The sequence below is a fragment of the Afipia sp. GW823-FHT06G09 genome, from assembly GCF_058794875.1.
Genome location: NZ_JBXAHF010000002.1, coordinates 634,550 through 648,479 on the forward strand (window position 1 = coordinate 634,550; position 13,930 = coordinate 648,479).

Here is a 13,930-nt window from a genome sequence, read left to right on the forward strand (position 1 = left end):
GATGTCTTCACCTCGCCAAATGGGAGAGGCAGCGAGCATGGCTCGCGGTGAGGGGGATCCGATTTCAATCCGGGCAGTCACGCCCTCACCCCAACCCTCTCCGCACCGGAGAGGGCGCATTTCTGTCGTCGCGGTTAGCGGACTTGCGATTGCGCAGGAGCGGCCGCGGCCGCCGACTTGTCGAGATGGCGGCCGGTCTCTCCGGACACCCGCCAGTCGCTGGCCTTGACGGCGTCGCCGACGGCGAACTTCTGGAAGCCCTCGACCACCACGCGCTGGCCGGGCTTGAGGCCTTCGGTGATCAGCCACTGGCCGTCGATGAGGCCGCCGGTGCGAACCGGCTGCGCGACGATGCGGTTGTCGTCCTTCACCAGAAAGACTTCGCTGGCGCCGGATGAGTTGCGCTGGATCGCCTGCGGCGGCACCACGATGGCGTCAGGATCACGGCCCTGCTCGATCAGCACGCGCACGAACATGCCGGGCAGCAGTTCGCGGCTGGGATTCTTGAACTCGCCGCGCAGCGTCACCTGTCCGGTGCCGGCGTCGACCTTGGTGTCGGAGAACAGCAGCTTGCCGGCGAGCGGATACGGCTGGCCATCGTCGAGCACGAGGCGGACCTTGGCCGCGTCTTCCGAAACACGGTCGAGGTCGCCGCGCTCGAAATCGCGGCGCAGCCGGTTCATGTCGTTCACCGACTGGGTGAAGTCGGCATAGACGGAATCGAGCTGCTGGATCGTTGCCAGCGCGTGGGTTTCGTTCTGCACGACAAGAACGCCCTCGCTCAGCAGCGCCGCGCCGATGATACCGCTGATCGGCGCGCGGATCGTGGCGTAGCCGAGATTGAGGCGCGCGCGCGAGACGTCGGCGGTGCGCGCCGCGACTTCGGCCTTGGCCTGCGCCAGGTTCGCGATCGCGACTTCATTGGAGGCCGCCGAAGCCGCCTGGCTCTTGGTCAGAGTCTCGATGCGCACCGCGTGCTGCGACGCCTGCTGCAGCGCCGCCTCGGCCTTGGCGAGCGCGGCTTCCGCCGCCTGCAGTTCGACTTCAAACGGTTTCGGATCGATCTGGTACAGCGCGTCGCCGGCCTTCACCTCGGAGCCCTGCTCGAACAGGCGCTCGACGATAATGCCCGACACCCGCGGGCGCACGTCGGCGACCCGCAGCGGCGCGATGCGACCCGGAAGTTCGCGGATGATCGCCTGCGGCGATGCCTTGACGGTGACAATGCTGACTTCGGGGGGCTCGGGCGGCTGGGCGGAGGCGACACTCTGGTCGTTGCAGCCCGAGAGCAGAACGGCGGCCCCAAAAAGCAGGGCCAGAGAGGTCATCGCGTGGGGACGCGGGCGCATATCGTATCCTTCTTATTTCGCATAACCGAAACCAGAATGACCGGGATCAACCGCTGAGAAGCGACCTGATTCACGATCCTTGGCTAGGGTCCTCAGCATGAATCATGCCGGTGTGCGTCGCAACATTTCCACGGGGTGACTCGATGTCGCGCCTTGGGTAACCTACTGTTTTTAAAGAGGTTAACAGCCGTTAAGACTGCTCACAATTCCGTCAGCGACATGTGAGGTCATGACTGCTTTTGAGGCAAAAGTATGCAGGTACGGCAAATGCCTGCTTTGGCGGCAATCGCGATTCAGGGCTGCGTTTTTCGCATGGATCGGGAACCCGGCCCCGCGCGTCGCCCCGGCTAGCGCTTCGCTTGCCGGGACGACAGAGGTCTAACTGCCGCTGAACGAGTTATAGCCCTGGTCTTCCCAGTAACCGCCCTTGTAGTCGTTGGTGACTTCCATCGAGACCACGTATTTCGGGTTCTTGAACCCGAGCTTGGTCGGCACCCGGATCTTCATCGGGTAGCCGTAGGCGCGCGGCAGGATTTCGTTGTCGAACCTGAAGGTCATCTGGGTCTGCGGATGCAGCGCGCTCGCCATGTCCAGCGGCGAGTTATAGCCATCGGAATCCGCGCACTGGAACCAGCAGTACTTCGCCTTGGTGTCGGCGCCGATCAGTTGCAGGAAGTGACTGAGCCGTACACCGGTCCAGCTTCCGATCGCGCTCCAGCCCTCGACGCAGATGTGGCGCGTGATCTGCTTTTCCTGCGGCAGTTTGTAAAGCTCCTCGAGCGTCCAGGATTTCTTGTTCTCGACAAGGCCGCGCACTTCCAGCTTCCAGTCCTTGCCGTCGATGGTCGGCGCATCGTCGAGGGCGTAGTAAGCGTTGAACGGGAACGGCCGCGTGATCGCGCTTTCCGGGAAGGTCGGCGCCAGCGTGTTCGGATTGAACAGCTTGGCCTGCACCGCGTCGTTGAATTTCGAAATCTGCGTCAGCATCGATTCGGCCGAGAAGCTGTCGGTGACATCGCAGCCGGTCAGCAGCGTCAGCGCGCCGAGACTGGCGCCGCCCGCGATGAAGCGGCGGCGTGACAGGTCCGGCATCAGCTTCGTCGCATCCTTGACCAGCAACTGCTTGTCGACGCCGGGGATCAGAAGTTTGCGCATGCGTCCCATGATGCGTCTCCCTTATCTGCCGATGATCATCGCGCGCAGGCTCTTCGGCACCAAAAGCGCCAGCGCGACATGGATCACCAGAAATCCGACAATCGCGGCCATGCAGAAGAAGTGGACGTAACGCGCCACGTCGTAGCCGCCGAACACGGCGGTCAGCCATTGCAGCTGCACCGGCTTCCAGATCGCCAATCCCGACAGCACGATCAGAATGCCGACCACGATGATGCCGGCATACAGCAGCTTCTGCACATAGTTGTAGGTGGTGAGATCGGCATGGGAGAGCTTGCCGGTCAGCGCGGCCTTGGTATCGCCGACGACGCCGTCGACGGTGATCGGCAGCAGCTTCCGGCGGAAGCGGCCGGTGACCAGACCCAGCGTCAGATAGAGAAGGCCATTGACCATCAGCAGCCACATTGCCGCGAAATGCCATTGCAGCGCGCCGCCGAGCCAGCCGCCCAGCGTGATCGAGCGCGAGAAGGTGAAATCGAACAGCGGCGAGGCGTTGTAGATCTGCCAGCCGGACATGATCATGAGGACCATCGCCACCGCGTTGATCCAGTGCACGATCCGCACCCAGGCGGGCTGAATGACCTTGGCTGCGGCCGGTGCTGCTGCCGAATGATCGGCTGAGATGCTGGACATGAGCGTTTCCGGTTTCACGATGTCACAAACACCATACGGGGCATTCTAGTCCGTGTTACGCCCCGCATTGCAAATTTCACGGGTCAAGGCCGCAACGAACGCCACGATGCCCGTTCACAAAACCGCGAGGCAAGCCCGCGCCGCCCGGCTATTCAATGATGCGGAACCAGGTGGCCGGCGGCGGGCTGTCCGGTTCGCTGCCGGGCGCGGCTTCGCGGTCATCCGCCGACAGCTTGTAGATTTGCACATGCACGTCTGCGATCAGCAGTTCGGTGCCGGCGAGTGCCTGACGGGCGCACTCGTCCGAGTGAGCATCGACCGGATTCTCAAGCAGCTTCTCGAACTTTTCCTTGTCCCGGATCAATCGCGCGAGGATCTCACCGAGAACCTCCAGCTGTTCGCTCATCTGCGGCTTCGCATCGAAGTGACCGGAGAATCAACGCGATGCAGATCGTGCCCGTTCCATAGCCCGAAAGGACTACGCCCGAATTCCACTCCCTCTCCCGCTTGCGGGGAGAGGGAGCAGCTCGTTCGGCCTTACGACGCCGGCATCAACACGGTGTCGACGACATGGATCACGCCGTTGGACTGATTGACGTCGGCAATGGTGACGGCCGACTTGCCGCCCTTGGCGTCGATCAGCCAGACCTTCTTGCCGTCGAGCTTCACGGTGAGGGGTTCGCCTTCCACCGTGGTCAGCTTCTTGCCGTCGGTCAGGTCAGCGGCGTTCAGTTTGCCGGGAACGACGTGATAGGTGAGGATCTTGGTCAGCGTCGCCTTGTTCTCAGGCTTCACCAGCGTGTCGACCGTTCCGGCCGGCAGCTTGCCGAATGCGGCGTTGGTCGGCGCGAACACGGTGAACGGGCCCTTGCTGGAGAGCGTATCGACCAGACCCGCGGCCTTCACCGCCGCGACCAGCGTGGTGTGATCCTTGGAGTTGACCGCGTTCTGAACAATGTTCTTCGAGGGGAACATCGCGGCACCGCCGACCATCACGGTCTTCTCGCCGGACATTTCGCTCTTCATCATCTTGTCCTGGGCCTGGACCGGCGCAGTTACGGCAGCGGTGAGAGCCAGCGCGCCGATCGCGGCGGCGGACAAGAGGGCGATGCGGGTGGAGTTGATCTTGAACATGTGTCGTCTCCCGATGAATTGGAAATTCCGGCGACCATCCGCCGGAACGGACGATGGCGCTGATCGTCAGGGATTGCAGATCATTGCGCCGTCGTTGGCCGAGCTACGACGGCTTCCGCGACGCGTTTCAGGAAATAAATTTTCGGGAATTTGAAACTTTTCCGGACGGGGTACGTGGGGCGGCGACGCTCTAATCTCTCGTCGTCCCGGCGCAGGCCGGGACCCATCACCCCTGTCGGCGCAGTTGACAGCGAGGTGACAGCGAAAATGAAAAGCCAATTTTAGCTTTCGACTATCAAATGGCTAAGATCCGCCCATTCTGGGTTGTCGTCCTCAATCAACTGGATTTTCCAATCGCGTTTCCCGTTTTTGAATTGCTTCTCCCTTCGAATGTCATCCTCGGGATTGGTGGTCATCCAGCGTTCAATTGCGAACAGTGTTTATGGGTCCCCGCGTTCGCCGGGACGACGCGGGAATAGACCCGTCGCCCCGACGTTTGCCGCATCTCTTACAACATCGTCGGCGTCACAAAGCTGCGGTTGTGCGTCGGCGAGATCAGGATCTCGTTGATGCAGACGTGCGCGGGCATGCTGGCGACGAACGCGATGGTGCGGCCGAGATCTTCCGGCTGCAGCATCTTTGCCATGTCCTCGGCCGAAGGCGGTACCGGCCGCAGCTTCAGGATCGGCGTCGCGACTTCGCCGGGAGAGAGACAGCAGGCGCGCAGGCCGTTCTTGAATTCATCCATGTTGAACGAATGGGTCAGCGCCAGCACCGCGTGCTTGGTGGTGGTGTAAGCCGGTCCGGTCATCTTCGAGACATGACGGCCCGCCCATGAGGCGACGTTGATGATGACGCCATCCTTTTGCGCACGCATCGTCGGCAGCACCGCGCGCATGCAGTACATCACGCCGGACAGATTGATATCGACCAGCTTGTCCCAGCCTTCGGTGGTGATGTCGTCCCAGCTCCGCTTCGGCACGTTGACGCCGGCGCTGTTGACCAGAAGATCGATCCGCCCGTGTTTGGCGACGATCTCCTTCGCCACCTTCTCGGCATCCGCGGCGCTTGAGACATCCAGCACGATCGCCTCGATCTTGCCGCCGGATTTGGCGATGCTTGCAACGGCCTCATCGAGCACATCCTTGCGGCGCCCCGAGATCACGACCGTCCATCCCTCCTTGGCGAGTTCCTGTGCACCGGCGAGACCGATGCCGCTTCCCCCACCCGTGATCCAGGCCACACGTTTCTTGTTATTGCTCATGCCGGGTTGTCTCCGTTGCTGCGCGTTGTAGTTTTGGTGTACTCAAAACCGGAAAAATCCGATCCCGATGGAAGTGTTGCATGAACGCCAGCGCGAACGCCAACCTGTTTTCTCGCCTGTTTGACGGGCTTGCAGACACCAGCAGGCTTGCCATCGAAACATCTGGTGGAACGCGCATCAGCTATGCCGATCTGATCGCGCAGGCGGGACGCACCGCGAACTTCATCGTCTCGCGCGGCGTGAAGCCCGGCGACCGTGTTGCAGCGCAAACGGAAAAATCGGTCGAGGCGCTGGTGCTGTATCTGGCAACCGTGCGCGCCGGCGCGGTGTTCCTGCCGCTGAACACCGCCTACACGCTCAACGAGCTTGAATATTTCATCGGCGACGCCGAGCCGTCGCTGATCGTGTGCGATCCGTCGAAAGCCGAGGGCATCGGCAAGCTTGCCGCCAAATCCGGTGCGAAGGTCGAGACGCTCGATGCCGACGGCAAGGGATCGCTGAGCGACGGCGCCGCGAATGCATCTGCGGACTTTGCAACCGTGCCGCGCGCGGGCGACGATCTCGCCGCCATTCTTTATACGTCAGGCACCACCGGCCGCTCCAAGGGCGCGATGCTGACCCACGACAACCTGGCGTCGAACTCGCACAGCCTTGTCGACTACTGGCGCTTCACGCAGGACGACGTGCTGATCCACGCGCTGCCGATCTATCACACCCATGGCCTGTTCGTGGCGAGCAACGTCACGCTGTTCGCGCGCGCGTCGATGATCTTTTTGCCGAAGCTCGATCCCGAACTGATCATCAAGCTCATGCAGCGCGCCACCGTGCTGATGGGGGTGCCGACGTTCTACACGCGGCTCTTGCAAAGCCCGAACCTGACCAAGGACTCCACGTCGCACATGCGGCTGTTTATTTCGGGCTCGGCGCCGCTGCTGGCGGAGACCCACCGCGAATGGTCGGCGCGCACCGGCCATGCGGTGCTGGAGCGCTACGGCATGACCGAAACCAACATGAACACGTCGAACCCTTACGACGGCGACCGCGTGCCGGGCGCGGTGGGCTTCCCGCTGCCGGGCGTCTCGGTGCGCGTGACCAACCCCGAGACCGGCGACGAACTCGCGCGCGACGAAATCGGCATGATCGAGGTCAAGGGCCCGAACGTGTTCAAGGGCTACTGGCGGATGCCGGACAAGACCAAGGCCGAATTCCGCGCCGACGGTTTCTTCATCACCGGCGATCTCGGCAAGATCGATCCGCGCGGCTATGTCCATATTCTCGGACGCGGCAAGGACCTCGTGATCTCCGGCGGCTTCAACGTCTATCCGAAGGAAGTCGAAAGCGAGATCGACGCCATTCCCGGCGTCACCGAATCCGCCGTGATCGGCGTGCCTCATGCCGATTTCGGCGAGGGCGTCACGGCGGTCGTGGTCGGCGACAAGAAAACGCCACTTGATGAAGCCACCGTGCTGCATGCGCTCGACGGACGGCTGGCGAAATTCAAGATGCCCAAGCGCGTGCTGTTCGTCGACGACCTGCCGCGCAACACCATGGGCAAGGTGCAGAAGAACGTGCTGCGCGACACCTATTCCGAAATTTACAAGAAATGACACGTTTGCAGAACATGGTCCGCGCCGCCGCACGCCACATCATAAGGGCTGATGCCGTCATGCCGATCGTGCTTCGTCCGGCCCGCAGCGAGGACTTCGCCTTTTGCGTCAGGCTTTATCTCTCCGCGATGGCCAACATCATCCGGGATTTGAATCTCGACGTGACGCGGCAGGAGGAAAACCTGCGTCATCTCTGGGAGGCGGATCAGGTGCAGATCGTCACACTCGATGGTTGTGACGTCGGCTGGATTCAGATCGCGGTGCAGGATTCCACGCTGCATCTGGAGCAGATTTTCGTCGACGCTCCGTTCCGGGGACGCGGCATCGGCACCCGGCTGATTACCGATCTGATCGATCAGGCGACGCGCGCGCGTCAGCCGATGACACTCGCCGTGGTGCGCAGCAATCGCGCTTTGAAACTCTATGAACGTCTGGGCTTCCACATCATCGATGAGGATGACCGAAAGTTCTACATGAAGCGCGAGCGCGACGACGCGCGCCGCGCGTAACGTCCCCTCTCCGCTCATTCCCGCGAAAGCGGGAATCCAGTTCTTTGCCTTGGTCCCCGCCTGCGCGGGGACGAACGGAAAATGGAATCGATCTGGCGGCGATCGGTCAGTAACCGGTCGCGAGGCTGACCACGAAGCGCGAACTGACCACCAAGAGATAGATCCCGAACGCGATTTCGAGTTTCCGCTTGGTCATGAAATGCGCGACGCGCACGCCGAGCGGCGCGACCAGCAAGCTGGTCGGCATCACCAGCAATGCGCCGATCAGCGAGATGTAGCCGACCGCAAACGGCAGCTGCAGCGCGGCCACGTCCGGGAAGCGCGCCGCCGCGGGCCAGCCGGCATAGATGTAGCCGATCGCGCCGGGAATCGAGATCAGCACCGCAAGGCCGGCCGATGTGCCGATCGCCTGATGGATCGGGCGGCCATAGAACGTCATCAGCAGGTTCGAAAACAATCCGCCGCCGATTCCCATCAGCGTCGAGAGCAGGCCGATGAAGAATCCGTAGGCCCGCATGAAGATGCCTTTCGGCATTTCGTCACCCAGCCGCCAGTTTTCTTTTCCGAGCAGCAGCCGCGCCGCTGCGGACCAGGCGACGCCGACGAACACAACCTTGAACAGCTTCTCCGGTGCATAGCGCGCGATCACGCTGCCCAGCATCACGCCGAGCAGCACCGGCACCGCCCACCTCACGAGGATGTCCATGTCGACACTGCCCCGCTTGTGGTGGGCCTGCCATGAGCGGATCGAGGTCGGGATGATGATGGCGAGTGATGTGCCGATGCAGAGCGGCATCCGTGCATCCAGCGGCACGCCTGCGATCCGGAAGCATTCGTACAGCACCGGCACCAGGACCGCGCCGCCGCCGATGCCGAAGATTCCGGCGAGGAACCCGGCAAGCGCTCCGGTCACCACCAGCAACAGAACAAGTTCAAGCAGTTGGGACGTCGTCAGGCCGGCGATCATGCGGCGATCTCGCGTAAAGGGATGCTGGGGCGCTTCTATCGGTTTCATGACAGGAGGTGAATCACGCTTCAGAAGTGATCACTTTCATCTGTGGTATACGAAAAACAGGTATACCAGAAGGGCTAAAGCGCAGATCAAGCAATGCTTTACGATTCATAGTTTGATCGATTCTGCGTTGCGCTCGTTCCGCCTTCTCCGTAAATAGAAGCCCTCTAAGAACCCGGTCCCGCATAAAAAGACGGCAACTTCCCTCTGCCGCAAACCATTAAAGTCGCGCATGGCACCCAGGATCGACCGTCCGCTTTCACCTTTTCTGACCTACCGCTGGACGCTGACGATGGCGATGTCCATCGTTCATCGCATCACCGGCATCGGTCTTTATGTCGGAACACTGCTGATGGCGTGGTGGCTGATCGCCACGGCGTCTGGTCCCGGCGCCTACGCCAATATCCAGGGCTTCACCTCGAGCTGGATCGGGCGCGTCATCGTGTTCGGATACACATGGGCGCTGATGCACCACCTGTTCAGCGGCATTCGTCATCTTGTCTGGGATCTCGGCTACGGCTTCTCGCCGACCGAACGCGAATCCCTCACCTGGGCGGCGTTGATCGCGGGCATCGCGGCGACGGTGCTGGTCTGGATCATCGCCTACGTCGTGGGAGGCGGCCGATGAGCGCGCAGGGTCATTCGAATACATCGATCCGCACCGCGCTCAAGCGCGTCCGCGGTCTCGGCTCCGCCAAGGGCGGAACGTCGGATTTCTTCCGTCAGCGCGTCAGCGCGGTTGCGCTGGTGCTGCTGATCGTGCCGGTGATTGTCGTCATCCTGTCGCTGCTGGGCCGCAATCAGGCCGGCGCCGCGCAGATTCTCGGCTCGCCGCTGATCGCGATCATCATGATCCTCTTCATCATCGCCAGCGTCTGGCACATGAAGATCGGCATGCAGGTGGTGCTGGAAGACTATATCACCGACGAGAAGATCAAGCTGGTCGCGATCATCGCCAACACCTTCTTCTGCATCGCCGTCGGCCTCGCCTCGATCTACGCTATTTTCAAACTGTCCTCTGGAGTCTGACGCATGGCCGTGAACGGCAAGAGCGCGCCCGGCGCGAACGGTCAAGCCTATCCGATCGAAGATCACACCTATGACGTGATCGTTGTCGGCGCCGGCGGCGCGGGTCTGCGCGCGGTGGTCGGCTGCTCGGAAGCGGGCCTGCGCACCGCCTGCATCACCAAGGTTTTCCCGACGCGCTCGCACACGGTCGCGGCGCAGGGCGGCATCTCCGCCTCGCTCGGCAACATGCACAAGGACGACTGGCGCTGGCACATGTACGACACCGTGAAGGGGTCGGACTGGCTCGGCGATCAGGATTCGATCGAATACATGGTGCGCAACGCGCCCGACGCCGTCTACGAACTCGAACACTGGGGCGTGCCGTTCTCGCGCACCGAAGACGGCAAGATCTATCAGCGCCCGTTCGGCGGCATGACCCTCGACTACGGCAAGGGCCAGGCCCAGCGCACCTGCGCCGCATCCGACCGCACCGGTCACGCGATGCTGCACACCATGTACGGTCAGGCGGTTCGCCATCAGGCCGAGTTCTTCATCGAATACTTCGCCATCGATCTGATCATGGACGATCAGGGCGTCTGCCGCGGCGTCATCGCGCTGAAGATGGACGACGGCACGCTGCACCGCTTCCGCGGCCAGACCACCATTCTCGCCACCGGCGGCTATGGCCGCGCCTACCTGTCCTGTACCTCGGCGCACACCTGCACCGGCGACGGCGGCGGCATGGTGCTGCGCGCCGGCCTGCCCTTGCAGGACATGGAGTTCGTGCAATTCCATCCGACCGGCATCTTCCCGGCGGGCTGCCTGATCACCGAAGGTGCGCGCGGCGAAGGCGGCTACCTGTCGAATTCGGAAGGCGAGCGCTTCATGGAGCGCTATGCGCCGTCGGCGAAGGATCTCGCCTCGCGCGACGTCGTCTCGCGCGCGATGACCATTGAAATCCGCGAAGGCCGCGGCGTCGGCAAGGGCAAGGACCACCTGTTCCTGCATCTGGATCATCTCGATCCGGCGATCCTGCATGAGCGCCTGCCTGGCATCTCGGAATCCGCGAAGATCTTCGCCGGCGTCGACGTGACCCGCGAGCCGATCCCGGTGCTGCCGACCGTTCACTACAACATGGGCGGCATCCCGACCAACTTCCACGCCGAAGTCGTCACCAAGAAGGGCGGCGACGACAACGCGATCGTGCCCGGCCTGATGGCTGTGGGCGAAGCCGCCTGCGTGTCGGTGCATGGCGCCAACCGCCTCGGCTCCAACTCGCTGATCGATCTCGTGGTGTTCGGCCGCGCCGCGGCGCTGCGCTGCGCCGAGAAGCTGCAGCCGAACGCGCGGCAGCCGGAGCTGCCGGCGAATTCCGCCGATCTCGCGCTCAGCCGCCTCGACCATTTCCGCAACGCCTCCGGCGGCACGCCGACCGCGAAGCTGCGCGACAACATGCAGCGCGTGATGCAGAACAACTGCGCGGTGTTCCGCACCGGCGACGTGCTGAAGGAAGGCCAGGAGCTGATCCACAAGGTTTACGGCGGCACCGACGACATCGCCGTCACCGACCGTTCGCTGGTGTGGAATTCGGACCTGATCGAGACCCTCGAATACGACAACCTGATTTCTCAGGCCCTGGTGACGATGGATTCGGCTGCCAACCGCACCGAGAGCCGCGGCGCTCACGCCCGCGAGGATTTCCCGGATCGCGACGACAAGCAGTGGATGAAGCACACTCTGTCGTGGAGCAGCGACAAGGGCGCCACGACCCTCGATTACCGCCCGGTGCACGATTACACGATGACCAACGACGTTCAGTACATCCCGCCGAAAGCGCGAGTCTATTGATAGAATGACACCTGACCGCACTATGCAGATTGCACGATGGTCCCTGATGGCATTGTGTGGGGCTGCGTGGTTGCTGATCTCAGTTTTTCTATGGACACCTGTGATCTCGATGCCCAATCTGGAAGATGCCGCGCCTGGCAGTTATGGCAGTATTGTCTTCACTTGGACAATTGCGGGAACTGCTCTTGCCGCTTCTAGTCTGATTATTGGCCGCTTGTGGCGGGTTAAGATCGCTGCACCCATCAATGCGGCAGTGCTTGTTGCCGCCATTGGTTTTATTCTGTGGGAGACAATGGGCGATAACCGAGGTCTTCACACGAGTTTCTTGGCTCTGGGCGTGGCTGCTTCTCTGCTCCCGCAACTCGTATTCGGCTGGCTGCTTGGCAGCACCGTTCGAGTCGGACGAGCTGCCCACGTGCTTCAACACTAAACTGGCAGGCAACCATGGTTCAGTTCACACTTCCGAAGAATTCGACGATCTCGGGCGGCAAGGAATGGCCGAAGCCGGCGGGCGCAACCGAGCTGCGCGAGTTCAAGGTCTATCGCTGGAATCCGGACGACGGCAAAAACCCCGGCATCGATACGTATTACGTGAACACCCACGACTGCGGTCCGATGATTCTGGACGCGCTGATCTGGATCAAGAACAACGTCGACCCGACGCTGACCTTCCGCCGCTCCTGCCGCGAAGGCGTCTGCGGCTCCTGCGCCATGAACATCGACGGCCAGAACACGCTGGCCTGCACCCGCGCGATGGACGAGGTCGAAGCCGGTCCGATCAAGGTCAATCCGCTGCCGCATCAGCCGGTGGTGAAGGATCTTGTGCCGGACCTGACCAATTTCTACGCGCAGTACGCCTCGATCGAGCCGTGGCTGCACACCACCACCGCAACCCCGCAGAAGGAATGGCGGCAGTCGCCGGAAGACCGCGCCAAGCTCGACGGCCTCTACGAGTGCATCCTGTGCGCCTGCTGCTCGACCTCGTGCCCGAGCTACTGGTGGAACAGCGATCGCTTCCTCGGCCCGGCCGCGCTTCTCGCCGCCGACCGCTGGGTGAAGGATTCGCGCGACGAGGCCACCGGCGAGCGTCTCGACAACCTCGAAGATCCGTTCCGGCTGTATCGCTGCCACACCATCATGAACTGCGCCAAGGCGTGCCCGAAGGGTCTCAACCCGTCGGAAGCCATCGCCGATCTCAAGGCGAAGATGGTCGAACGGCAGGTCTGATCCCCGCCGCCTCCCTGTTAAAAAGGCCCGCCGGAATCTGGCGGGCCTTTTTCTTTCATGCACGACGTGGATCAGAACGCGTCGACATCGATAACGGCCTGCGCGAACGCCTGCGGCACTTCCTGCGGCGGGTTGTGCCCGACGCCGCCGGTCAGCAGCCGGTGCTGATACTTGCCGGTGAACTTCTTCGCGTAAGACGCCGGCTCGGGATGCGGCGCGCCGTTGGCATCGCCCTCGATGGTGATGGTCGGCACGGTGATCAGCGGCCCCTGCTCCAGCCGCTTTTCCAGATCGTCGTACTTCGCTTCGCCTTCCGCAAGGCCGAGCCGCCAGCGATAATTGTGAATCGAAATCGCGACATGATCCGGATTGTCGAGCGACTTCGCACTGCGCGCGAACGTCTGGTCGCTGAAGTTCCACTTCGGCGATGCGAGCTGCCAGATCAGCTTCGCGAAGTCGTGGGTGTTCTGCTGATAACCGAGACGGCCGCGTTCCGTGGTGAAGTAGAACTGATACCACCACAGCAATTCAGCCTTCGGCGGCAGCGGTTTCTTGTTCACCTCGCGAGAGCCGATCAGATAGCCGCTGACAGACACCATCGCCTTGACCCGCTCCGGCCACAGCGCCGCGAGGATGTTGGCGGTGCGCGCGCCCCAGTCATAGCCGGCGACGACGGCTTTCTCGATCCTGAGCGCATTCATCAACTCAATGATGTCCATCGCCAGCACGGCCTGCTGGCCGTTGCGCGGCGTGTCGGCGGACAGAAACGTGGTGGTGCCGTAGCCGCGCAGATGCGGAACGATCACGCGATAGCCCTTTGCCGCCAGCAGCGGCGCGACCTCGGCGAAGCTGTGGATGTCGTAGGGCCAGCCGTGCAGCAGGATAACGACTGGCCCGGTGGCGGGACCGGTTTCATAATAGCCAACATTGAGTGTGCCGGCATTGATCTGCCTGATCGGGCCCAGCGGCGCCGGGGAAGCTGTTGCGGTCTGGGCGACAGCGGATTGAATCAGACCAAGCTGTGACGCGGCGAGCGCGGCGACGCCGCTGCCCGCGGCCTGAAGGAAGTTGCGGCGGTTGGCGCTGATGAGGCCGGACATGAAAATCTCCTTGGGTCGACATTAGACAGCAGCGAATGATGGCTTTTCGCCGCTTCGCGGCGCGGC

Annotated in this window: 16 protein-coding genes; 8 read left to right on the top strand and 8 right to left on the bottom strand. The window is 62.4% G+C overall.

Features of this window, described 5'->3' with window-relative positions; genetic code table 11:
- Positions 1-134 precede the first annotated feature (134 nt).
- The 5 genes from AC1Q67_RS10595 to AC1Q67_RS10615 all read right to left on the bottom strand — a co-directional run bounded on the left by AC1Q67_RS10595 (position 135) and on the right by AC1Q67_RS10615 (position 4,289).
- Complete coding sequence (locus AC1Q67_RS10595) at positions 135-1,349, bottom strand: efflux RND transporter periplasmic adaptor subunit (RefSeq protein ID WP_492234158.1); 1,215 nt, start codon at positions 1,347-1,349, stop codon at positions 135-137.
- A 378-nt stretch (positions 1,350-1,727) separates the two neighbouring features.
- Positions 1,728-2,513 carry a molybdopterin-dependent oxidoreductase gene (locus tag AC1Q67_RS10600; RefSeq protein WP_492234157.1) on the bottom strand — a complete coding sequence of 262 codons (786 nt, stop codon included), beginning with the start codon at positions 2,511-2,513 and terminating at the stop codon, positions 1,728-1,730.
- 12 nt (positions 2,514-2,525) lie between these two features.
- Positions 2,526-3,155: a cytochrome b/b6 domain-containing protein gene (locus AC1Q67_RS10605; protein ID WP_492234156.1), complete on the bottom strand. Its 630-nt coding sequence runs from the start codon at positions 3,153-3,155 to the stop codon at positions 2,526-2,528.
- Between the two features lie 148 nt (positions 3,156-3,303).
- A complete protein-coding gene (locus tag AC1Q67_RS10610; protein ID WP_492234155.1) occupies positions 3,304-3,561 on the bottom strand; it encodes a hypothetical protein in 258 nt (85 codons plus the stop codon).
- A gap of 131 nt (positions 3,562-3,692) precedes the next feature.
- A complete protein-coding gene (locus AC1Q67_RS10615; protein ID WP_024575596.1) occupies positions 3,693-4,289 on the bottom strand; it encodes a fasciclin domain-containing protein in 597 nt (198 codons plus the stop codon).
- Between the two features lie 53 nt (positions 4,290-4,342).
- On the opposite strand from AC1Q67_RS10615, the gene AC1Q67_RS10620 reads away from it, so the two are divergent.
- Positions 4,343-4,483 (top strand): hypothetical protein, encoded by a 141-nt coding sequence (locus tag AC1Q67_RS10620; RefSeq protein WP_492234154.1) that lies wholly within the window; start codon positions 4,343-4,345, stop codon positions 4,481-4,483.
- A gap of 314 nt (positions 4,484-4,797) precedes the next feature.
- Here the strand turns inward: AC1Q67_RS10620 and AC1Q67_RS10625 are convergent, their stop codons facing one another.
- The gene (locus AC1Q67_RS10625) at positions 4,798-5,553 is read right to left on the bottom strand and encodes an SDR family oxidoreductase (RefSeq protein WP_492234153.1); all 756 of its coding nucleotides are present in this window, start codon (positions 5,551-5,553) and stop codon (positions 4,798-4,800) included.
- A gap of 80 nt (positions 5,554-5,633) precedes the next feature.
- Here AC1Q67_RS10625 and AC1Q67_RS10630 point away from each other — a divergent pair, with 80 nt between their 5' ends.
- Positions 5,634-7,160, top strand: coding sequence for a malonate--CoA ligase (locus AC1Q67_RS10630; RefSeq protein ID WP_492234152.1), 1,527 nt, complete (start codon positions 5,634-5,636; stop codon positions 7,158-7,160).
- Entirely contained in the window at positions 7,157-7,669 is a 513-nt protein-coding gene (locus AC1Q67_RS10635) for a GNAT family N-acetyltransferase (protein WP_492234151.1), read from the top strand. The genes AC1Q67_RS10630 and AC1Q67_RS10635 overlap by 4 nt, the downstream gene beginning before the upstream one ends.
- 106 nt (positions 7,670-7,775) lie before the next feature.
- On the opposite strand, the gene AC1Q67_RS10640 is transcribed toward AC1Q67_RS10635, so the two are convergent.
- Complete coding sequence (locus AC1Q67_RS10640; RefSeq protein WP_492234150.1) at positions 7,776-8,636, bottom strand: sulfite exporter TauE/SafE family protein; 861 nt, start codon at positions 8,634-8,636, stop codon at positions 7,776-7,778.
- 277 nt (positions 8,637-8,913) lie between these two features.
- Here AC1Q67_RS10640 and sdhC point away from each other — a divergent pair, with 277 nt between their 5' ends.
- Genes sdhC through AC1Q67_RS10665 form a run of 5 tightly spaced genes read left to right on the top strand, consistent with a single transcriptional unit; the run spans position 8,914 to position 12,764 of the window.
- Positions 8,914-9,309 carry a succinate dehydrogenase, cytochrome b556 subunit gene (gene sdhC, locus AC1Q67_RS10645; RefSeq protein ID WP_024575590.1) on the top strand — a complete coding sequence of 132 codons (396 nt, stop codon included), beginning with the start codon at positions 8,914-8,916 and terminating at the stop codon, positions 9,307-9,309.
- Positions 9,306-9,710, top strand: a complete 405-nt coding sequence (gene sdhD / locus AC1Q67_RS10650; protein ID WP_024575589.1) for a succinate dehydrogenase, hydrophobic membrane anchor protein — start codon at positions 9,306-9,308, stop codon at positions 9,708-9,710. The genes sdhC and sdhD overlap by 4 nt, the downstream gene beginning before the upstream one ends.
- Before the next feature lie 3 nt (positions 9,711-9,713).
- Entirely contained in the window at positions 9,714-11,537 is a 1,824-nt protein-coding gene (sdhA, locus tag AC1Q67_RS10655; RefSeq protein ID WP_492234149.1) for a succinate dehydrogenase flavoprotein subunit, read from the top strand.
- 4 nt (positions 11,538-11,541) lie between these two features.
- A complete protein-coding gene (locus AC1Q67_RS10660; protein WP_492234148.1) occupies positions 11,542-11,967 on the top strand; it encodes a hypothetical protein in 426 nt (141 codons plus the stop codon).
- A 14-nt stretch (positions 11,968-11,981) separates the two neighbouring features.
- Positions 11,982-12,764, top strand: a complete 783-nt coding sequence (locus tag AC1Q67_RS10665; RefSeq protein WP_006023450.1) for a succinate dehydrogenase iron-sulfur subunit — start codon at positions 11,982-11,984, stop codon at positions 12,762-12,764.
- Between the two features lie 71 nt (positions 12,765-12,835).
- Here AC1Q67_RS10665 and AC1Q67_RS10670 read toward each other — a convergent pair whose 3' ends face one another.
- Complete coding sequence (locus tag AC1Q67_RS10670) at positions 12,836-13,864, bottom strand: alpha/beta fold hydrolase (RefSeq protein WP_492234147.1); 1,029 nt, start codon at positions 13,862-13,864, stop codon at positions 12,836-12,838.
- Between the last annotated feature and the right edge of the window lie 66 nt (positions 13,865-13,930).